Source organism: Thermoactinomyces sp. DSM 45892 (genome assembly GCF_900107305.1).
In the GTDB taxonomy this organism is placed as follows: Bacteria; Bacillota; Bacilli; order Thermoactinomycetales; family Thermoactinomycetaceae; genus Baia.
In genome coordinates this window covers 150,439-171,373 of sequence record NZ_FNPL01000002.1, presented here as the reverse complement: position 1 = coordinate 171,373, position 20,935 = coordinate 150,439, and the positions used below count along the sequence as shown (strand labels likewise).

Genomic DNA, 20,935 nt, shown 5'->3' with positions numbered 1-20,935 from the left:
CGCACGAAATCCTCATATTGAAAGAACCTCTACTCTATCCTAAAAGAAACCATCCATCTGTTCTATGGTTTTATCTTACAACAACCTTACTTCTTTGTTATATTTCAAGGTCGGTTTATACAAAAAAACCATATTACTACCAAACTTGATGAATGGTAGTAATATGGTTTTTTTTAATATTCAACCTCAATCTTCTTATGAGTCTTCTTAAAAGAAGCTGGGTTTGGATTAAAATAGGATGGGTCGTATGCCTTCACAAACTTTTTCCCAACCGAATAGCCTGAACCCCATGTTGGATCCATGGTAATCCACTTGCCACCGATTTTCGCCTCAACCCAGGCATGTGGTTCTCCTGCATCCCCACCAATATATCGCGCGGGTATCTCAATCGCTCGCAACAGAGCAACCGTGGTAAGGGCATAATCATGGCAGATTCCTTTACGCTCACGTAACGTCTTCAGTGCACCATCATCCCAATAGTTATCATTCTTTTTCATATCATACGATACGTTGGTGGCCACATGCTTATAGATCGCTCGCGCTTTCTCCATAGGGGAACTTGCCTTAGCCGTGATTTTTTTACTAAGAGAAATGATTTCAGGATCATCCGACTCAATTCCACTTCCTGGAAGTAAATCGCGTAAATCAGCAGTTACTGTGTTTTTTACATCAAAATCAACAACAGGAGTTAGATATTCCGTCATTTCATCTATCCAAAGACTTACTTTGTAATCCCCAGCTCCAAATCGCAACGGAATCCATTTGGAGAATTTTTGATTCTCGACTGGCAGGTAATATCTCGAGGTATCTTCTCCTTTTTCCACATCAACAACCATATATTTTAACGATTTCACATCCTTAGAAGGTGGTTCAACCGTACCTTGTAATAGTACTTTTCCATCATACGCTTTTCCACCTGCAGCAGGTTGATGTAATGTGATCCCATTTTTTCCGTAGGAGCCGCTATATTTCATAGGTGTTTGTTCCACCGTAGAGGTATTAACTACTATAAACTTAGCCACAGTCACTTTAATACCATTTTTTTCAATCAGGATCTCCACCTGGTGCTGTCCCTCGCTATAGTAAAGAGGAACGGTTCCATGAAACTTTTTATCCTTTATCACAACTTGCTTTTCTCCAGATAGACCATCCTTTGTTACCCAAACAGATAGTATGTCTCCCGCCTTAGATTCTGCAAGAGACCCTTGAATGAAGAACTCACCTTTCCCTTTAACTGCTCCCGCGGCAGGCTTCTCCAGTGCAAAACCACTCTTTTTCGCCTCGTCTGTGTATTCAATCTTCTTACTATCCATTTCATTTTCCATCGAATCCACATAGTTGTATACGGCTATAGGCAGAGCACATGAAGTTAAAGTACTACTTAACAAGCAAAGACCTAACAAAATAACAAGCTTTCTCAACCATTATTCACCCTTTATCTCTTCTTATTTCTAACTTTTTAGTAGATAACCTCAGACCTCTTGTGAGTTTTCTTAAAAGAAGCAGGATTTGGATTAAAATAAGATGGGTTATACTCCTTTACAAACTTTTTACCCGTCGAATAACCTGAACCCCATGTTGGGTCCATCGTAATCCATTTGTCGCCTATCTTCGCTTCCACCCATGCATGAGGCTCACCTGCATCTCCCCCGATATATCGTGCAGGAATTTCTATCGCTCGCAATAGAGCAATCGTCGTAAGCGCATAATCATGACAGATTCCTTTTCCCTCATGCAATGTCTTTAGGGCACCATCATCCCAATAATTTTGCTTCTTTTTCATATCATACGATACATTGGTAGCCACGTACTTGTAGATCGCTCGTGCTTTTTCCATCGGCGAGTCCTCATCAGCCGTAATTTTTTTACTTAGAGAAATGATTTGAGGATCATCAGATTCCATCCCGCTTCCCGGCAGTAAATCACGCAAATCAGCCGATACTGAATTCTTTACTTTCATTTCTACAACAGGCGAATAATGCAAATCGCCTACAGTAAGTTGAACTTTATAATCTCCAGCCCCAAATCGTAATGGGATCCACCCGGAAAATTTTTTATCTTTAACTGGGATGTAATAATTTGCTTTGTCTTCCCCTTTATCCGCACGAACCACTAGATACTCTACTCGTTTCGCACCTTTAGCAGGAGGCTCGACCGATCCTTGCAATAACACTTTCCCATCATAGGTTCTCCCGCCTGCAATGGGTTGTTCTATTGAGACTCCATATTGCCTATAAAAGCTAGAATTGTACCCCATGGGAATCTGCTGTAAAGAGGAGGTGTTCTCTACTGTAAATCGAGTAGCAGGATAGTAGTAATCCGTCTTTGATTGATCTGGGATCAGGACTTCCACCTCATGCTCCCCCTTCCCATAATAGAGGGGCACTGCTTGACGAAATTTTTTATCCTTTATCGAAATGATCTTTTCCCCAGATTGACCATCTTTGGAAATCCGAACTAGTAGTTGGTCTCCCTCCTTTGTTTCATTTAAAGTTCCTTGAATGAGAACTTCTTCTTTCCCTACCACTACTCCCGTCGTAGGTTGTTCCAGTGTAAATCCACTCTTTTTCGCCTCATCTGTGTATTCAATCTTCTTACTACCTACTTCATGTTCAATGGAATCTACAAAGTTAGATACTGCGTTTGGTAAAGCACACGAAGTTAAAGTGCTACCCAGTAAGCAAATACTTAAAATGATTGCAAGTTTTCTCAACCATCATTCACCCTCTATCGTTTCATCTAATCACTTACTATATTTCTATTCTCTTAAAAAAAGAGAATTACCGCTTGGCAATTCTCGTGAAACATTCATAACCAATGGCCAAATTTATTTCGATTCCAATGCCATTAGAGCATTAACATCATACACCAAAATAGATGTTAATAGTTAATAAATATTTTTGATGTTTTTCTGCTTTATTTCTTTGTCATAGATAAGAAAGTTGATTCATCTAATATAGAGATTCCTAGTTTTTCTGCCTTATCACGTTTGGAACCCGCTTTTTCACCCGCTATCAGATAATCTGTTTTTTTGCTAACACTTCCCGTAACCGTTGCCCCCAGCGTTTCAAGCAATTCCCCTGCCTCACTGCGAGAGAGAGTTTCAAGAGTGCCTGTAATCACTACTGTTTTCCCACTAAATGGACTTTCTTCTACTTCTGCTGTACGGATCAACCCCCCTGTATAAGTGAAGTTTACACCTGCTTCGCGCAACTGTTCGATGGTTTGACGCACTTCGGGATTGGCAAAGTAAGCCACTATACTCCCTGCCATCTTAACACCAATCTCTTCGAGTTCGATTAACTCTTCTTCCGTCGCATCCATAATGGCATCTAGACTCAAATAGTGCTGGGCTAGGATCTTCGCTCCCTTTGCTCCAACAAAACGAATACCTAAGCCAAATAGTAACTTTTCTAGAGAATTCTTTTTACTTGCCTCGATTGCTTCAAGCAGGTTTTGGGCTGATTTCTCTCCCATCCGCTCTAAAGCGAGAAGCTGCTCCCGAGTCAAAGTATATAAATCAGCTATTCCTCGAATCAATCCCGCTTGAAATAACTGAGTGACGACTCGCTCTCCTAAACCATCCATATTCATCGCCCCACGTGAGACAAAATGAATGATTCCTTCTCGAGTTTGAGCAGGACATTGTGGATTTACACAACGAAGGGCCACTTCTCCCTCTAATCGTACAAGGTCACTTTGGCATTCTGGGCAATGGGTAGGCATCGTGTAAGGGTACTCATTTCCGGTCCGTTTGTCCGTTAAAACCGCAACTACTTCTGGAATAATATCCCCTGCTTTTTTAACGATGACGTGGTCACCAATCATGACCCCTTTTTCTCGAATGAAATCCTCATTATGAAGAGAAGCCCGTTTCACAATCGTTCCCGCCAAGCTTACAGGGGCTAACAATGCAGTCGGAGTCACAGCACCCGTACGACCTACATTAATCTCAATTCCCTCTAAAATCGTGACCGATTCTTCTGCCGGAAACTTGTAGGCAATCGCCCAACGAGGGCTTTTTGCAGTAAATCCTACCTTTTCTCGTAGCGCAAGATCGTCAACTTTAATCACGATTCCATCAATTTCATAACCAAGATCGGGACGTTTTGACTTCCAGCTCTCGATATACTCGATCACACCATCTATATTATCTACCCTGCGGAACTCTGGATTTACTTTAAATCCAAGATGGGTCAAGAAGTTGAGAGACTCCGTATGTGTATGAATATCAAGACCTGTTAAGTCACCCATTCCATATAAAAAGATATCTAAGGCACGCTTTGCCGCCAGTTTCGGATCTAATTGCCGAAGTGAGCCAGCCGCCGCATTACGAGGATTGGCAAAAAGGGGCTCTCCGCGCTCTCCTTTTTGCTGATTAATCCGTTCAAACTCTTTTTTCGGCAGATACGCTTCCCCACGCACCTCTAGCGATAGTGGCTCGGTCAAACGAAGCGGGATTGAGCGGATCGTCTTCAGATTTCGGGTAATATTTTCTCCGACTTCTCCATCTCCACGAGTTGCCCCCAGTTCAAAACGCCCGTCCTCATAGCGTAGGGAAACAGCTAAACCGTCGATTTTTAATTCACAAACATATCTAATATTAGACTCGCCTGTCATTTTCTGAATCCGCTCATCGAAATCACGTAGTCCTTGTTCATCAAATGCATTTCCTAAACTTAGCATCGGACTTAGATGATCTACTTTTTCGAAATGAGCAAGCGGAGCCCCCCCCACTCGCTGAGAGGGGGAGTCAGAAGTTAATAGCTCTGGGAAACGGTTTTCGATCTCCACTAATTCACGCAACAACTGATCATACTCGCTATCCTCAATCGTTGGTTGATCTAACACATGGTATTCATAGTTATAACGATGGAGTAAACGATGAAGCTCCTCTACACGCTGGCCTGCTTCTTGAATTGTCAACGGCTTAAGACCTCCTGATTATTCAGCTTTGGTAATCGGGGCAAACTTAGCACATAGCTTTTTCACACCCACTGGCATAGGGAAGGCAATATGTAGATCCATATCTTCTCCCTCACCCGAAACTTGAACCACAGTCCCCATTCCCCATTTTCGATGTTCCGCTTTATCACCCACAACCCAGCTACCCACTGGTTGAATCTTCGTACCCATGCGGCGTTGTACCGGAATCGTCGTACTACCACGTTGATTGCCGATTCTCTCTAAGATATCTGCCGGAAGCTCCTTCAAAAAACGAGAGGGCAGATTCATACTAGTACGTCCGTAGATGGAGCGAGCGCGAGCATACGTTAGGTGCAATTCTTTTTCCGCACGCGTAATACCTACATAAGCGAGACGCCTCTCTTCCTGCATCTCAGATTCATCATCTAGCGAGCGGGAATGCGGAAAAATACCTTCCTCCATCCCAACTAAGAAAACATGTGGGAACTCTAACCCCTTGGCACTATGCAGGGTCATCATTCCAACTTGGTCCCCTTTTGTACTCTCATCTACCATGCCATTTTCATCTAATTGATCCACATCTGAAACAAGTGCTAAGTCACTTAGGAACGTAATGAGCGACTTATCCTCACTCCGCTTCTCAAACTCCTGTGCAACCGTCACGAACTCATCGATATTTTCCAGGCGACTAGCTGCTTCAATTGTTTTCTCTCGTTTCAACTCTTCACGATAGCCCGATCGCTGCAAAATCTCCTCAGTCAACTCCACCGCTGACAAATACTCGACCATCGCATGCATTTGTTGAATCAAGGAAGCAAACTCCTGCAACGTAGTCATGACTCGCTTCGTAAGTCCAATCTGCTCTGCTTCTAAAATCGCGCGGAAAAGAGATACTCCTTGCGAAGCAGCATACAAGGCGATCTTCTCCAATGTAGCCGCACCGATCCCTCTTTTAGGCACATTGATCACACGTGTAAGGCTTAGATCGTCATCTGGATTTACAACAAGACGTAGATAGGCTAAAAGGTCCTTAATTTCCTTTCGTTCGTAGAACTTAATCCCACCCACTACTTGATAAGCGATATTCTCTTTCAGCATAACTTCTTCTAAAACACGAGATTGCGCATTCGTCCGATACAAAATCGCAAAATCGCGATACGGAATCCCCTCACGATGCCCTTTCGAAATTTGTTCCGCCACATAATAAGCTTCTTCGTGCTCATTTCCCGCTTCCATCACGATAATAGGCTTCCCAGCATCATTATCCGTCCACAAATTCTTAGGTTTCCGCTCTGTATTATTCGCAATCAGAACGTTCGCCGCTTCTAGGATTTTTTGGGTAGACCGATAATTCTGCTCCAGCTTGATCATCGTCGCTTGCGGATAATCTCGTTCGAAGTTCAAAATATTACTGATATCGGCACCTCGGAAACGGTAAATGGACTGGTCACTATCCCCGACTACACACACATTTTGGTGATGTTCAGCCAGTAGTTTTACCAATGTATACTGTACATGGTTGGTATCTTGGTATTCGTCCACATGGATATACTGAAACTTGCGTTGATAAAACTCTCTTACCTCTGGAACGGTAGAAAGCAACTCAACCGCTTTCATCAGTAAATCATCGAAATCAAGAGATTCGTTAGTCTTAAGCTTATGTTGATACTTTTCATAGATCTGTCCTGCAACTTCATCTAAAAAAGTAGACGCATGAAGTTGCATTTGTGCAGGCGTGCGCAGGGCATTTTTAGCAGAACTAATCTTATGTAAAATCGTTCTCGGTTCAAATTTCTTCGGGTCTAAGTTTTCCTCTTTTAACACCTGCTTAATAACCGTCAACTGATCCGATGTGTCTAAAATCGTAAAATTTCTTGAATAGCCAATTCGGTCGATATCTCGACGTAAAATCCGCACGCACATAGAATGAAACGTAGAAACCCAAATATCTTCCGCCACGGAGCCTACCAGCTTCCCAATTCGCTCCTTCATCTCCCTCGCCGCTTTGTTAGTAAAAGTAATCGCTAGGATATTCCAAGGATGAATGCTTTTTTCGGCCAAAAGATAAGCCACACGATGAGTAAGGACTCTCGTCTTCCCACTTCCAGCTCCTGCAATTAACTGGACAGGCCCCTCTGTTGTCTCCACTGCCTGCCTTTGTGTAGGATTTAATCCAGTTAAAAGTGTATGTATAGATGAAGTATATGATTGCATGTATGTTCGCGCCTACTGTGAATATGTAAACGCTGTCCCCCTTCCGCTTACCGAATGAGTTTCGTTTCCTTGACCCAAGATACTGTTTGCAGTGCCATTTCTATATCCTCGTAAATGAGATTTCCTACCACTACGATATCGGCAAATTGAGCCATTTCCCTCGCCTGCTTTTCGAAGCGGATTCCGCCTCCATAGATGAGTTTCGTATGTTTGAGCTTACCCGCCGTTGCTTGTACCACCTGAGCATCCCCATAGATTCCACTATACTCTAGATAAAGAAAAGGGAGGCGAAATAGGTGCTCCGCTATCTGCGCATATGCCAATATATCCTCATGTGTTAACGATGTCTCGGCCCCGGTTAGTCGTGCTACTTTTGCTTCGGGATTTAGTACCACATATCCTTCTACTGCTACTTGATTCCACGGAATCCACTCGCCAAATTCTATCATCGTTTTTTGGTGAGCTCCGATCAACCACTGCGTATCATTTGTATTTAATACAACCGGGATACAAAATCCATCGAATCCAGGAATCACCGCTTTCGCGTTTGAAATTTCTTGTACACATGGTAGTGGGGTTTGTTTAACACGTCTCATTAAATCATGGGTATTTTGATAGGTAATCCCATCCGTTCCACCAACCATAATCCCATCCGTACCCGATTGTAATAAGCGGACAATCATCTCTTCTTCAATCGGACGATTGGGATCTAGCTTAAATACATGACGCCATGTTTGCATCTGCTCTACTAACATATCATGACCACCGCCGTCATCTTATCCCATATTATACCACCACAAGAAAAGCCCCGCTAAAAATGCGGGACCTCTTCCTTTATTTCTTTAGTCGTCATTCTTTAATAAGCCATCTTCACGAAGGCGACCCAGTGCCAACTGATAGCCTTCTGTTCCGTAATGGAGACAGCGCTTTACACGTGAGATCGTAGCAGTACTCGCACCTGTCTCCGTCTCAATTTGGTTATACGTACAGCCGTCCTCCAACATCCTCGCTACTTCCAAACGTTGGGCGATGGATTTCACTTCTCCAACTGTACATAAATCATTAAACAGGCGATAACATTCTTCCATCGTCTCCAGTTTTAAGACGGCATGAAAGAGTTGCTCTAGTTCTCTTTTTTTTAACTTATTTAACTGCATGGGTAACCTCCTCAGAGTAGAAGGAAACAATTTTTTCTTTTATTTTTCAAAGCATAAATTCAACAGAAATACAAAAATACCTTTTTTCTATATAATTTACCGCCATGAAAAAAAGAACCGGATAGTGTGGTTCCATTTTCAAAAACCATCTTCTCTGTTAGTATTTCCAACTTTATCTTAACATAGTTGCGATAAAGTTGGAAATATGATAATGGCTCCCTGTTAAAAGCAAATATTGGAGAGATGATAAGTCCATATATCCACCTAGGAATCCTATTACATTAAATAATAAAAAGCTAAGGGCGGTTATGTTTCGCCTTAGCTTTAATTTACATCTGGAAAAATTATCCTTCTACACGAATCTCTTTAATCCCTGCGCCTTGTTTCATGTTTTGGGCATGTTCGAGTCCAGTCGTAACTCGGCCGAACACAGTATGTACACCGTCTAGATGCGGTTGTGGATCATGAACGACAAAAAACTGACAAGAACCTGTATCTTTTCCTGCATGAGCCATGGATAAAGCACCAGCTACATGTTTATGTGGGTTTCCTTCTGTTTCGCATTTGATCTGGTAACCAGCTGAGCCAACCCCTGTTCCTTGTGGACAGCCTCCCTGAGAAACAAAGCCCTTAATCACACGGTGAAAATTAAGTCCATCATAAAAGCCTTCGTTTGCCAACTTTTCAAAATTAGCTACTGTACTTGGAGCTGCTTCATCGTAAAACTCCAGCTCCATTCTGTTACCATCCTCTAATAATACATAACCTTTTTTCATATTTTCCTCCCCCTTCATTTACTATTCTATAGTACCATAAATAGCCAATTTCGCACTCCCTTGATTATATTAAAGATAAGACAAAAAAAGCACCTATCCCCTCTCCTATAACGAAACAGGAGGGAGTGGCGCAAAAAGATAAATTCATGATGAAATAGACTCCTTGGTCTGACATTCATAAATACTTGCTAAACCACACGCAATACACTTAGCGTACTGATCTCGAAACGATAAATCACTAAATAGTTCATGATGTTGATTCTTTGGTAAAGGTGAAAGCGCTAATGTAATCGCTGGCATATCAGCACTACGTAATTCAATAATCTGTCCACCTTTTGATTCCGTATCATTGCGCTTGCCTAAATCACATATGCCAAATGTACGTAAGAAACGAGTAACTTGATTATGCAAACAACACTGTACTCTACGAACCTTTGATCCGGCAACCACACTTACATACGTACTAAAGCCATTTTGATCTCGGTCTAACATCCCATGCGTATGCAGGCTTACAAATAAATCAGCCTTCCTTTGGTTAGCCCAACCAGCCCTCTCATTATTCGTCAAGTCCACATCATACCGACGAGTGAGAGTAACATCGATTCCCTCAAACTTTTGTAGTTCTCTTTCAATACGATGAGCTAAATCTAGGCATACGTCCTTCTCTAAAAACATGGAACCCACCATCCCACTGTCTGTCCCACCATGACCTGGATCCAAGCATATGAGGACGCCCATACCGTTCACCACCTACATGTCGTATTCTAGTCGAATGTATTCGTCATTACATCTACACTCATTCTTTCTCTTTATAACGCTTCGATAAACCTACTATTTCTATTTTTTAGGAGCTATATGCACCGCACAAAAAAACGCTTACATATTGCTTTTCCCTAGAAATAACACGATATTGTCAAAAGGTCAAGTAAACTTTGAACATTGAACCATTCTACATATTCCTATTGACAGTTTCTCAATTCATCATATAATGAAATTGAGAATCATAATCAATAGTACCACCCACTCATTTTTCAAGCAAAATGAAATACAACTTCCACTTCCATAAAGCAAAAGAGTTATCCATTCATGTGGGTAACTCTTTTGCTTTATGGAAGTCTTTCTATGTGTGTTACACAATATATTAAATAAAGAAAATAATTTGATAAAAATATCTAATAAAAAATGAGGTGAGCCGTTTGAACTATATTTCCTATTTTGATCAAACCAACCGGGACAGCATATCCTCTGTGGGGGTAAAAGGAGCCCATCTAGGCGAATTGACACAGGCTGGCTTTCCAGTTCCTCCGGGTTTTTGCATTACAGTAAACGCCTATCAGCAAACCTTGGACAAAAGTACTCGCATGTTTGATTTCACTGAAAATCTCAGTAAAGCGGAGCCTGAACAACTCGATTCTATCCAATTCTTTTCTGAGATGATCCGTGGGCATATTTTAACTCTGCCGATGGACGATATGATTGAATCCGAAATCATCCATGCTTGGGAACAGCTTGGAACAACGGAATCTTATGCCGTTCGTTCTAGTGCAACAGTAGAGGATTTACCCACTGCTTCCTTTGCAGGGCAACTAGACACCTACCTCCATGTAAAAGGAAAAGAACAATTACTCAATACAGTTAAGCAATGTTGGGCTTCTCTCTTTACAGACAGGGCCATCATTTATCGTGCTAAAAACGGTTTCGATCATCGCTCTGTCTCTCTATCCGTCATCGTACAAAAGATGGTGTTTCCTGATGTTTCAGGCATCCTCTTCACGGCTGATCCTGTGACAGGGCACCGAAAAACAACATCGATTGATGCTGGATTTGGGATCGGAGAAGCATTTGTCTCTGGAATAGTAACCCCTGATCTATATAAAGTACGAGATAATCAAATTATCTATAAGCAAATTTCTAGTAAGGATAAAGGAATATTTTCTAAAGAAGAAGGAGGCACAGAGATTAAGGAAATATCTACGGAATTACAAGATACACAAGCGCTTTCCGATGAAAAAATCAAAGAATTGGCAAACATAGGTCGTGAAATTGAGCAACTTTTTGGCCCGGAACAAGACATCGAATGGTGCCTATGTGGAGAGCAGTTCTATATCCTCCAAGCCCGTCCGATCACTTCCTTATATCCAGTCCCCGTTGGAAGAGATCAACAATACCGTATTTTTTACTCAGTCGGCCATGGTCAAATGATGACCGATTACATGAGGCCACTTGGTAGGTCGGTTTGGAAGACGATGTTTCCCTATGGAAAAACGACGAATCAAACGGAAAGCGCCGTATTAGTAGAGGCTGGTGGACGATTGTTTATGGATATCTCCGAATTTCTCTATATCAAACAGGCTCGTCAAAAAATCCTCCAGAATAAAACGAAGGATGCAAGTCTCTCGGCGCTCAAAAAAGCCATCTTAGATGGAGGAATAGAAAAGCGTGCACCTAAGCGAGGAACATTACGAAAAGCATTCCAAACCTATAAATCCATGATTGGATTCCTTACTAAAGTGATTCCACGCTCGCTTAAAGTAATCTATTTTGAGAATCCCGATTTGATCCAAACACGTGCTAAATCCGGCTACCAATCTGTACTAAACAAGTATAAAGATGAAATAGCCCACTACTCTGGAGCCGATCGCATTCGATATATTCAAAAGTTACTAGGTACATTCTTTGCTCCAAAATGTTTTGGAAAGGCTCTAACTTACACATATGCCGGCTTTATTACACTAAGTATCTTAGAAAAGAAAATAGAAAAATGGCTACATGAAAAGCTGGACCCCTCTATTCACAAATCCCCACCTGGCAATGTAACGAGCGAAATGGGTTTAATGGTGGGCAACATAGCCGATGTAGTAAGAGACCTCCCTGAAGTGATGGAATATTTAAAAACAGCTGACCATGATACATTTTACTTAGGATTACAAAGTGTTCCGGGTAGGGATGACTTTCTAACTTCATGGATTCAATTCATGGAGATCTATGGAATGAGAGGACCTGGTGAGATCGACATAACGCGAACCCGTTATCGAGAAGCTCCGATGACTTTGATTCCAGCTATCCTCGGCCATATCCAGTCGAATGATCCCTCCGAGCACTGGGAGAGATTTAAGCGCGGGGAACAGGAGGCAAATGAAGCAATCGACAACTTATTAACGCGTTTGAAAACACTTCCGGGTGGATCACGAAAAGCAAAAAAAGCATCCAAATTGATTCGCATCTTTCGAAATACGGTAGGTATCCGTGAATTCCCCAAATACATCATGACACAATATTTTGATTTTTTCCGAAGAGTAATGATAGGAGAGTCCGCTACTTTTTGCCAACAGGACCTCCTTGAACAAGTAGAAGACATCTTTTATTTATCTCTTGACGAAATCATCGCTCTTCAAGAGGATCGCTTGCCCGATGTCAAAAAACTTGTTCAGTCACGAAAAGAGCATGAGTCCAGATATCAAAAAATGACGACTCCTCATGTCATAACAAGCGATGGAGAGATTTTTACACCTGAACAAAGTAGTGAACATGCTCCGCCTGGTGCTCTAATCGGAATTCCTGTATCTGCTGGAGTCGCAGAGGGATATGTAAAGGTGGTTCGTTGCTTAGAAGAAGGGCAGTTAAACAAAGGAGAAATCCTCGTTGCACCCTATACAGATCCAGGTTGGACCCCGCTTTTCCAATCAGCAAAAGGACTGGTAACCGAGATAGGTGGCTTAATGACTCATGGATCCGTTGTAGCAAGAGAGTATGGGATTCCCACGGTCGTCAGTGTAGAGAATGCAACAACGAAGTTGAAAAATGGACAGTATATTCGAGTGGATGGTACCAATGGGTTTGTTGAGATTCTGCGGGATGTGGGTGAGGAAGAGGTTGAAGTGGGTGAAGGTGCTGGGTGAGTCCCAATTCGCAATGGCTATCTCTACTTCCTTCTCGTAGTGAACCAGAGAAAGAGAATGTCTATTTGACTTCTGCGATCTTATCGATCCTACTTAGCGTAGCTATCCGTAGCTTGGGGCGCTTTTGGTGCAACATGTCTGAGCGTTCATTGCGAGTTTTGCACCTGCCCCTGCGGAGGATGGCGGAGCGGACAGCCTTTACTTCCCTGCTGGATCGGTAGTGAGCGGTGGTTAAATAGACACTCCCAACTCTGATCACCTGATAAACCGCACTTAATCTTTACTCTTTACATCCCGCTTCATCCATGCCACACACTCCACGTGCCCTGTCTGCGGAAACATATCTACCGGTTGAACCTCCACCGTCTCATACCCTAACTCTGCCAAATACTTCGCATCCCGCGCAAGAGTTGCCGGATTACAGGATACATAGACAACCCGCTCTGGCTTCATCCCTACAACTGCATCCAAAAGCTCCGAATCACAGCCTTTTCGAGGTGGATCCACGATCACCACTTCGGGACGAATTCCCCTCTTCAACCACTTAGGAATTACCTTTTCCGCAGCCCCTACCTCAAAATGAACATGCGACATTTGATTGCGCTTCGCATTCTCCTTCGCATCCACAATGGCCTCTGGCACAATCTCCACTCCATACACCTGCTTCGCTCGATCCGCCACATACATCGCAATCGTGCCAATTCCACAATACGCGTCTACAACCGTTTCCTCACCTGTAAGAGCCGCGAATTTCCGAACTTGGTCATAGAGAACCTCAGTTTGAGTTGGATTTACTTGAAAGAAGGAATGAGGCGATATCGCAAACTTCACATCACCGATCGTATCGTAGATAACGTCCCTTCCCCATAGTAGAATATTCTCTTTTCCTAAAATCACATTTGTCGAGCGATCATTCACATTTTGCACGATTGATCGACATTGAGGAAATGCTTCTCGAATCTTAGAAATCAGCATCTCCTCATGCGGTAACTTTTTACCATTCGTGACGAGCACAACCATGATCTCGTTTGTATGTACACCGATCCGCACCATCAGATGCCGAAGAATCCCTGTATGTGTCTTCTCATGATAAACAGGAATGGATAGCTCCCCAACTATCTGTTTCACAAAGCGAATCACAGCATCATTATCTGGGTGTTGAATATAACAAGCTTCTAAATCAATAATTTCATGTGATTGATTGGCGTAGAAACCCGCTATAACCTCCCCCTGTAGATTCTGTCCGAAGGGAACCTGTGCTTTATTTCGATAGATCCATGGCTCTTCCATCCCGATAATCGGATGAATCGCAAGATCGCGAAAGCCGCCAATCCGCTCAAACTGGTCACGGACTTGTTGTTCCTTTAAACGCAACTGTTCCGGATAGCTTACATGCTGGGATTGACAACCTCCACACTCTTGATAAATCGGACATCTGGGCTCCATTCGATTCTCATGTGCTTCTATGATCTCCAATAGATCCGCTTGGGCATAATTTTTCTTGACCAATGTCACTTTTGCCAGTACTTTCTCTCCAGGTACCACTAATGAGACGAATACAGTAAACCCCTTATATCTCCCAACACCAGATCCATTATGACCTTGTCCCTGAATCTCTACCTCAATCACTTGTCCGACTTGGACGGGTGGCTTCCGTTTCATTCAAACTCTCCTTGTTTCTCCTCAATAAAGGACTTATCTCTTTAAACGATTACGGGATTGCCATAACGAAAAGCCAAAGAAAAGACCTATAATTCCGGCAAAAATTTCTTTCCCGATAAATAATTGGTAAATCCCGTCTATTACTAATAAAGGGGCTGTTAACAAGTAGATTTTTTGTTCAAATGGCTTCTTTAAAAACTCAAATATAATCACATGACAAAACAACAAAAGCAAAAAATAATGAACAGCTAGGGATGCATCGCCAAAGAATAAGTTGTTGATCCCGCTTACTAAACAAAAGATGCCCATCACTATATACAATACATACAAGACATATCACCCCTAGCCATTAGATAGAAAAAAGGAGCCCGTCCCCGGAAAAGGGACGAGCCTCTCTTTACAAAGACTCATTTATAGCTTGCTCAATTCTTCTCGAATCATTTCATTTACCATCTGTGGATTCGCTTTTCCTTTGGTCGCTTTCATTACTTGTCCGACTAAGAAGCCTAACGCACGATCTTTTCCATTTTTAAAATCATCGATGGACTGTGGATTTGCTTCAATTACTTTCACCACTTCAGAGCGAATCGCCCCTTCATCACTAATCTGCACCAAGCCTTTTTCTTCCACAATCTTAGCCGCCTCTTTACCTGTTTCGACCATTTCTTTAAAGACCGTTTTCGCGATTTTACTGCTTATCGTCCCTTTTTGAAGCAAGTCAACCATTCCAGCAAGTAAAGTAGGCGTTATGTTCGACTGATGAATCTCTACGTTATTACTATTTAGATAACCCATCAAATCCCCTGTAATCCAGTTCGCCGCCAGTTTCGCATCGGCCCCGGCTTGTACCGTCTGCTCAAAATAATCTGCCACATTACGTGTGCCGGTCAACTGGTCAGCATCGTAGCTAGACAGTCCCCAGTCCTTAATGTAACGAGCTTTGCGAGAATCAGGAAGCTCTGGGATCGAGCTACGAATCTCTTCCTTCCACTCATCACTAATCATCAGACTTACGAGATCTGGCTCCGGGAAGTATCGATAGTCATGCGCTTGTTCCTTGCTACGCATCACTTTTACCTCGTTGGTTTCTTCGTTCCAACGCAGAGTTTGTTGAATAATCCGCTTTCCAGCATCTAAGTCCTTCGCTTGACGAACTTCTTCATATTGAAGCGCACGCTCTACGTTACGGAAGGAATTCAAGTTTTTCAACTCGGTTTTCGTGCCAAATTCATCTTGTCCGAAAAGACGCAAGCTGATATTGGCATCACAACGAAGGGACCCTTCTTCTAATTTCACATCCGATACACCAGTATATTGGATAATGGATTTAATCTTTTCTAAGTATGCTTTTGCCTCGGCCGGAGAACGGAGATCTGGCTCTGAAACAATCTCCACGAGTGGCATTCCTACACGATTAAAATCGACTAGGGTTGCATCATCGTCATGGGTCAATTTCCCTGCATCTTCTTCCAAATGAAGACGTGTAATCCCAATCCGTTTACGGACGCCGTCTACTTCTATTTCAAGCCAACCATTTTCCCCAATCGGTTGATCAAACTGAGAAATCTGATATGCCTTTGGACAGTCAGGATAAAAATAGTTTTTACGATCAAATTTCGAGTGGGTGGCGATCTCGCAGTTTAGCGCCATCGCGGCCTTTATCGCAAAGTTTACCGCCTCCCGATTCAACACAGGAAGAACGCCTGGATGACCTAAACAAATCGGACAAGTCTGTGTATTAGGTACTACACCAAAGGTCGTAGAGCATCCGCAAAAAATCTTACTTTTCGTATGAAGTTCAACGTGTACTTCTAAACCAATTACAGTCTCATATTTACTCATGCGCGATCCCCTCCTAACTCCAACTCAGGCAGACGATCCGTTGCTTTCTCAAACGCATGTGCGACACGCAGAAGTGTAGATTCGGCAAACGGCTTCCCAATGATTTGCAGTCCCACAGGTAGACCCTCCGACAATCCACACGGCACACTAATCCCCGGAAGACCTGCCAAGTTAGCCGGAATGGTACACATGTCATTGGCGTACATTGTCATCGGATCATCGATTCTCTCGTTCAACTTAAAGGCAGTTGTAGGAGTCGTTGGCCCGATTATCACATCATATTTCGCAAATAATTGCTCGAAGTCTTGAGCGATTAGAGTACGAACTTGTTGTGCTTTTTTATAATACGCATCGTAGTAACCAGAACTGAGCGCATACGTTCCAAGCATGATTCGACGTTTCACCTCAGGCCCAAACCCTTGGCTACGTGTCTCATGATACAGATCAATCAGGTTTTCTCCATATTTCCGAACCCCATAACGAACCCCATCAAATCGGGCCAAGTTAGAAGAAGCTTCCGCCGGAGCAATCAAGTAATATGTAGCTACTGCATATTCCGAATGGGGCAAAGATACCTCTTCAATCGTAGCGCCCAAACTCTCTAATGTAGCAAGCGATTTCTGTATAAGAGCTCTGACTTTCGGGTCAATGCCTTCGCCCATCATTTCCTTTGGAACTCCTACTCGTAGCCCCTTTACATCACCTGTCAAAGCAGATAAATAATCCGGAACTTCCACATTCGCCGAAGTAGAGTCATACTGATCATGTCCCGCAATCGCTTGCAGTACATAAGCCGAATCTTCTACGTTCTTCGTAAGGGGCCCAATCTGATCAAGTGAAGAAGCAAACGCCACAAGTCCATAACGAGAAATCAAACCATATGTAGGCTTCAAGCCAACGGTACCAGTAAAAGCCGCCGGTTGACGAATCGAACCACCTGTATCCGATCCAAGCGCAAAATATACTTCGCCAGCCGCCACAGCAGCAGCAGAACCACCACTCGAACCACCTGGTACTGTGCTTAAATCCCATGGATTATGTACAGGAGAAAAACTCGAATTTTCATTGGAAGAGCCCATCGCAAACTCATCCATATTCATTTTCCCTATCGATATCGCATCCGCATTATGTAGCTTCTCTACTACCGTTGCATTGTAGACAGGTTGATAATTAGCTAGTAACTGACTCCCACAAGTAGTCGTTAAACCTTCTGTACAAATATTATCCTTTATCCCTACAGGTAAGCTGGCTAAGATCCCTCGCGTACCTTCTTTGCTATATTTTTCGTCTAACTCTTTTGCTCGCTTCAAAGCTCCCTCTTCATCAACCAACAAAAAAGCGCGAACATCTCCGTCTACTTCTTCGATCCGCTTTAATGACTCTGTAACGAGATCAACTGAAGTAATCTCCTTCTTCGCTAGACGGCTATGAACCTCTTGTAATGATTCACGTAATAGCGACATATTCTCTTCCCCCTAACCCTCAAATACTGCGGGCACACGGACTAAACCATCTTTTTGATCCGGCGCATTAAGTAGAACTTTCTCCAGCGGAAGCGAAGGACGAACCTCATCTTCTCGCAATACATTCGCCATCGGTAACACATGACTCGTTGGCTCGATTCCAGTTGTGTCTAGCTCATTTAACTTCTCAGCCATTTGTAAAATGCGGTTCAACTGATCCGTAAATTGTTCAGTTTCCTCTTCTGTCAAGGTCAGACGCGCCAAATTCGCAACGTGCTCTACCTCTGTTTTCGTTATAGCCAAATCCCACACACCTCCGTACCGTTCTAGTACTATTCTAGCCAATTCTCATATCACACAGTATAGCACAAGCATTTCGAAATGAGCGATCCTTTCTGATGTTCACCCTCCCCAATCACATAATCAAATAGGATCTATTACAAATCTTAGTAGGAAAAGCGAGTAAATATAATGAATATACAGTGTATAGATAATTATTCTCTATACGAATCGTAACCTTTGATCACACAGGAAGGATGAAAAACAAAATGAAACGAATCGGATCTTTTCTAATCTGGATGCTCATTTCAATGCTGGGAGCAGCAGGTTTTTCCCTGATTGCACTTAATAGTGGAGAAAAAATAAACTCCATTTGGCTGTTAACAGCGGCAGTTTGTACCTATGCAGTAGCTTATCGTTTTTATAGTCGCTTTCTAGCTAGGAAAGTCTTTCAATTAGACGATAATCGAAAGACTCCCTCAGAGATTCATAATGATGGCAAAGACTTTGTTCCTACAAGTAAATGGGTCCTCTTTGGACATCACTTCGCGGCTATTGCAGGAGCAGGCCCTTTAGTCGGCCCCATATTAGCCGCGCAGATGGGCTATCTCCCGGGAACCTTATGGATCATCATCGGGGTCGTATTGGGAGGAGCCGTCCAAGATTTCATCATCCTATTCGGTTCGATGCGTCGCAATGGGAAATCGCTCGGTGAAATCGCTCGAGAAGAAATCGGACCTATTGGTGGATTTACGGCCCTCATTGCGGTACTTAGTATCATGATTATTCTACTAGCTGTACTCGCACTCGTAGTTGTGAAAGCGCTTGCCGATTCACCGTGGGGCATGTTTACAATCGTAATGACCATCCCAATCGCTCTCTTCATGGGAGTTTATATGCGCTATGTACGTCCCGGCAAAGTATTAGAAGCTTCGCTCATTGGATTCGGATTACTTCTTCTCTCACTTGTTCTCGGACAATATGTATCGGTTCATCCCACACTAGCCCCTTTGTTTACTCTAAAAGGAGAAACAATCGCTTGGCTTTTGATCATCTATGGCTTTATCGCCTCCGTTATCCCAGTATGGCTACTACTAGCACCACGGGACTACTTGAGCACCTTTCTCAAAATCGGTACCATCTTTGCTTTAGCACTCGGCATTATCTGGGTCGCGCCTGAACTACAGATGCCAGCCCTAACGAAATTTATCGACGGGACAGGCCCGGTGTTCGCTGGAAATCTATTTCCTTTTGTCTTTATCACCATAGCCTGCGGAGCCATCTCTGGATTTCATTCCCTCGTCTCTTCCGGAACCACACCTAAGATGATCGCCCGTGAATCCCATGCTCAGGCGATTGGTTACGGCGGAATGATTACCGAATCCTTTGTCGCTATCATGGCCCTAATCGCCGCCTGTCTCCTGACCCCAGGTGTCTACTTCGCGATTAATAGCCCTGCCGCTGTAATCGGGGTAGATGTAAATAGTGCGGCCACTGCTGTCTCTAACTTTGGCTTTACCGTTACACCCGAGGAATTAGCAACCACTGCAAAAGACATCGGGGAAAATAGCATCCTCTCTCGAACAGGGGGCGCACCTACTCTCGCTATCGGCATGGCTCATATCTTTTCCAGTGTGTTAGGAGGCAAAGCAATGATGGCGTTCTGGTATCATTTTGCCATCTTATTTGAAGCCGTCTTCATCCTAACCACGATTGATGCAGGGACAAGGGTGGGACGATTTGTCTTGCAGGATTTAATCGGCAACTTTGTCCCTAGATGGAAACGTACCGATTACCTTCCAGCTAACATCCTCGCAAGTGCACTCATCGTAGCCGGTTGGGGCTATTTCCTTTATCAAGGCGTGATCGATCCTCTCGGCGGCATTAACACCCTATGGCCTCTCTTCGGAATCGCCAACCAGATGCTTGCCGTCATCGCACTCGTAGTCGGAACCACCATCCTCTTTAAAATGGGCAAAGCCGTCTATACATGGGTGACATTGATTCCTTTTACCTTTTTAACTATTGCTACCATGACAGCGGCATATGCGAAGCTATTTGATCCGAGTCCGAAAATCGGCTTCCTCTCCGCCGCCGAAAAGTATCAAACCGCTCTCAATGCTGGCCAGCTCCTCGCACCCGCTAAAACAGTCGACCAGATGAAACAAATCATCCTAAATAATCAAATCGATGCGTGGGTCACTGGTCTATTTATGGTACTAGTCATCCTGATCATCCTCGATGCGGTCAGGGTTTGGTATAAAATCATGTTTACCAACAAGCAACTCCCTCTTCGAGAATCTCCCTACGTTTCACATTCTCATTCTATAAGGGGGTAAATAACATGTGGTCTAAGCTTTGCAACTTTCTCCATGACATCGCCGGAGTTCCTAGCTATAAGCGCTATCTCGAACATTTAGCCCAGCATTATCCTGAACAGGAGCCTTTGAGCGAAAAGGAGTTTCACCGACAAGCAACAGATGAGAAATATGATGGGGGAAGTATTAGACGTTGTTGTTGATGAAAAAACCAAGCGTCCCTTTAGAAGGGTGCTTGGTTTTTACCATTACCTGTATATCTCACATCTAATATAAACGATTTCAATTATTTCGATATTATCAATCTCATCTTGATCATTGGTCGTCGTTTTACATATTGGGTTTTAATCCGAATCTATACAAATGAAGAGGATCAGGCCGTAGAATACATAAAGAAGT

Annotated in this window: 17 protein-coding genes; 4 read left to right on the top strand and 13 right to left on the bottom strand. The window is 43.2% G+C overall.

Annotation, left to right across the window (positions count from 1 at the left end; all coding sequences use genetic code 11):
- Positions 1-173: 173 nt before the first annotated feature.
- From BLU58_RS02495 to BLU58_RS02460, 8 genes are all read right to left on the bottom strand, one after another.
- Positions 174-1,421, bottom strand: coding sequence for a transglutaminase domain-containing protein (locus tag BLU58_RS02495; protein ID WP_143123670.1), 1,248 nt, complete (start codon positions 1,419-1,421; stop codon positions 174-176).
- A 38-nt stretch (positions 1,422-1,459) separates the two neighbouring features.
- Complete coding sequence (locus tag BLU58_RS02490; protein ID WP_093290657.1) at positions 1,460-2,713, bottom strand: transglutaminase domain-containing protein; 1,254 nt, start codon at positions 2,711-2,713, stop codon at positions 1,460-1,462.
- 203 nt (positions 2,714-2,916) lie between these two features.
- Positions 2,917-4,926 (bottom strand): NAD-dependent DNA ligase LigA, encoded by a 2,010-nt coding sequence (gene ligA, locus BLU58_RS02485; protein ID WP_093290656.1) that lies wholly within the window; start codon positions 4,924-4,926, stop codon positions 2,917-2,919.
- A gap of 18 nt (positions 4,927-4,944) precedes the next feature.
- Positions 4,945-7,140, bottom strand: a complete 2,196-nt coding sequence (gene pcrA / locus BLU58_RS02480; protein WP_093290655.1) for a DNA helicase PcrA — start codon at positions 7,138-7,140, stop codon at positions 4,945-4,947.
- A 47-nt stretch (positions 7,141-7,187) separates the two neighbouring features.
- Entirely contained in the window at positions 7,188-7,895 is a 708-nt protein-coding gene (locus BLU58_RS02475; protein ID WP_093290654.1) for a heptaprenylglyceryl phosphate synthase, read from the bottom strand.
- Positions 7,896-7,982: 87 nt separating this feature from the next.
- Positions 7,983-8,297, bottom strand: coding sequence for a YerC/YecD family TrpR-related protein (locus BLU58_RS02470; RefSeq protein WP_093290653.1), 315 nt, complete (start codon positions 8,295-8,297; stop codon positions 7,983-7,985).
- 344 nt (positions 8,298-8,641) lie between these two features.
- Complete coding sequence (locus BLU58_RS02465; RefSeq protein WP_093290652.1) at positions 8,642-9,073, bottom strand: peptidylprolyl isomerase; 432 nt, start codon at positions 9,071-9,073, stop codon at positions 8,642-8,644.
- A 144-nt stretch (positions 9,074-9,217) separates the two neighbouring features.
- Positions 9,218-9,811, bottom strand: coding sequence for an N-acetylmuramoyl-L-alanine amidase family protein (locus BLU58_RS02460; protein ID WP_093290651.1), 594 nt, complete (start codon positions 9,809-9,811; stop codon positions 9,218-9,220).
- Positions 9,812-10,269: 458 nt separating this feature from the next.
- Here BLU58_RS02460 and BLU58_RS02455 point away from each other — a divergent pair, with 458 nt between their 5' ends.
- Together BLU58_RS02455 and BLU58_RS16005 are read left to right on the top strand one after the other, a co-directional pair.
- The gene (locus tag BLU58_RS02455; RefSeq protein ID WP_093290650.1) at positions 10,270-12,972 is read left to right on the top strand and encodes a phosphoenolpyruvate synthase; all 2,703 of its coding nucleotides are present in this window, start codon (positions 10,270-10,272) and stop codon (positions 12,970-12,972) included.
- Entirely contained in the window at positions 12,969-13,193 is a 225-nt protein-coding gene (locus BLU58_RS16005; RefSeq protein ID WP_143123669.1) for a hypothetical protein, read from the top strand. The genes BLU58_RS02455 and BLU58_RS16005 overlap by 4 nt, the downstream gene beginning before the upstream one ends.
- A 52-nt stretch (positions 13,194-13,245) precedes the next feature.
- Here the strand turns inward: BLU58_RS16005 and rlmD are convergent, their stop codons facing one another.
- The 5 genes from rlmD to gatC all read right to left on the bottom strand — a co-directional run bounded on the left by rlmD (position 13,246) and on the right by gatC (position 18,242).
- A complete protein-coding gene (rlmD, locus tag BLU58_RS02450) occupies positions 13,246-14,634 on the bottom strand; it encodes a 23S rRNA (uracil(1939)-C(5))-methyltransferase RlmD (protein ID WP_093290649.1) in 1,389 nt (462 codons plus the stop codon).
- A 33-nt stretch (positions 14,635-14,667) separates the two neighbouring features.
- On the bottom strand, positions 14,668-14,964 hold the full coding sequence (locus BLU58_RS02445; RefSeq protein WP_093290648.1) for a hypothetical protein: 297 nt from the start codon (positions 14,962-14,964) through the stop codon (positions 14,668-14,670).
- An 81-nt stretch (positions 14,965-15,045) separates the two neighbouring features.
- Positions 15,046-16,476: an Asp-tRNA(Asn)/Glu-tRNA(Gln) amidotransferase subunit GatB gene (gatB, locus tag BLU58_RS02440; RefSeq protein WP_093290647.1), complete on the bottom strand. Its 1,431-nt coding sequence runs from the start codon at positions 16,474-16,476 to the stop codon at positions 15,046-15,048.
- Positions 16,473-17,939 (bottom strand): Asp-tRNA(Asn)/Glu-tRNA(Gln) amidotransferase subunit GatA, encoded by a 1,467-nt coding sequence (gene gatA, locus BLU58_RS02435; RefSeq protein WP_093290646.1) that lies wholly within the window; start codon positions 17,937-17,939, stop codon positions 16,473-16,475. The genes gatB and gatA overlap by 4 nt, the downstream gene beginning before the upstream one ends.
- A gap of 12 nt (positions 17,940-17,951) precedes the next feature.
- Positions 17,952-18,242, bottom strand: a complete 291-nt coding sequence (gene gatC, locus BLU58_RS02430) for an Asp-tRNA(Asn)/Glu-tRNA(Gln) amidotransferase subunit GatC (RefSeq protein ID WP_093290645.1) — start codon at positions 18,240-18,242, stop codon at positions 17,952-17,954.
- Positions 18,243-18,487: 245 nt separating this feature from the next.
- On the opposite strand from gatC, the gene BLU58_RS02425 reads away from it, so the two are divergent.
- Together BLU58_RS02425 and BLU58_RS02420 are read left to right on the top strand one after the other, a co-directional pair.
- On the top strand, positions 18,488-20,557 hold the full coding sequence (locus BLU58_RS02425; RefSeq protein WP_093290644.1) for a carbon starvation CstA family protein: 2,070 nt from the start codon (positions 18,488-18,490) through the stop codon (positions 20,555-20,557).
- Positions 20,558-20,562: 5 nt separating this feature from the next.
- Positions 20,563-20,739 (top strand): YbdD/YjiX family protein, encoded by a 177-nt coding sequence (locus BLU58_RS02420; RefSeq protein ID WP_093290643.1) that lies wholly within the window; start codon positions 20,563-20,565, stop codon positions 20,737-20,739.
- Positions 20,740-20,935: the final 196 nt, after the last annotated feature.

Coding starts and splice junctions, on each gene's coding strand:
- BLU58_RS02425 (WP_093290644.1), top strand. CDS start 18,488: ATGAAACGAATCGGATCTTTTCTAATCTGGATGCTCATTTCAATGCTG.
- BLU58_RS02470 (WP_093290653.1), bottom strand. CDS start 8,297: ATGCAGTTAAATAAGTTAAAAAAAAGAGAACTAGAGCAACTCTTTCAT.
- rlmD (WP_093290649.1), bottom strand. CDS start 14,634: ATGAAACGGAAGCCACCCGTCCAAGTCGGACAAGTGATTGAGGTAGAG.
- BLU58_RS02460 (WP_093290651.1), bottom strand. CDS start 9,811: ATGGGCGTCCTCATATGCTTGGATCCAGGTCATGGTGGGACAGACAGT.
- gatB (WP_093290647.1), bottom strand. CDS start 16,476: ATGAGTAAATATGAGACTGTAATTGGTTTAGAAGTACACGTTGAACTT.
- BLU58_RS02420 (WP_093290643.1), top strand. CDS start 20,563: ATGTGGTCTAAGCTTTGCAACTTTCTCCATGACATCGCCGGAGTTCCT.
- BLU58_RS02465 (WP_093290652.1), bottom strand. CDS start 9,073: ATGAAAAAAGGTTATGTATTATTAGAGGATGGTAACAGAATGGAGCTG.
- pcrA (WP_093290655.1), bottom strand. CDS start 7,140: ATGCAATCATATACTTCATCTATACATACACTTTTAACTGGATTAAAT.
- BLU58_RS02475 (WP_093290654.1), bottom strand. CDS start 7,895: ATGTTAGTAGAGCAGATGCAAACATGGCGTCATGTATTTAAGCTAGAT.
- gatA (WP_093290646.1), bottom strand. CDS start 17,939: ATGTCGCTATTACGTGAATCATTACAAGAGGTTCATAGCCGTCTAGCG.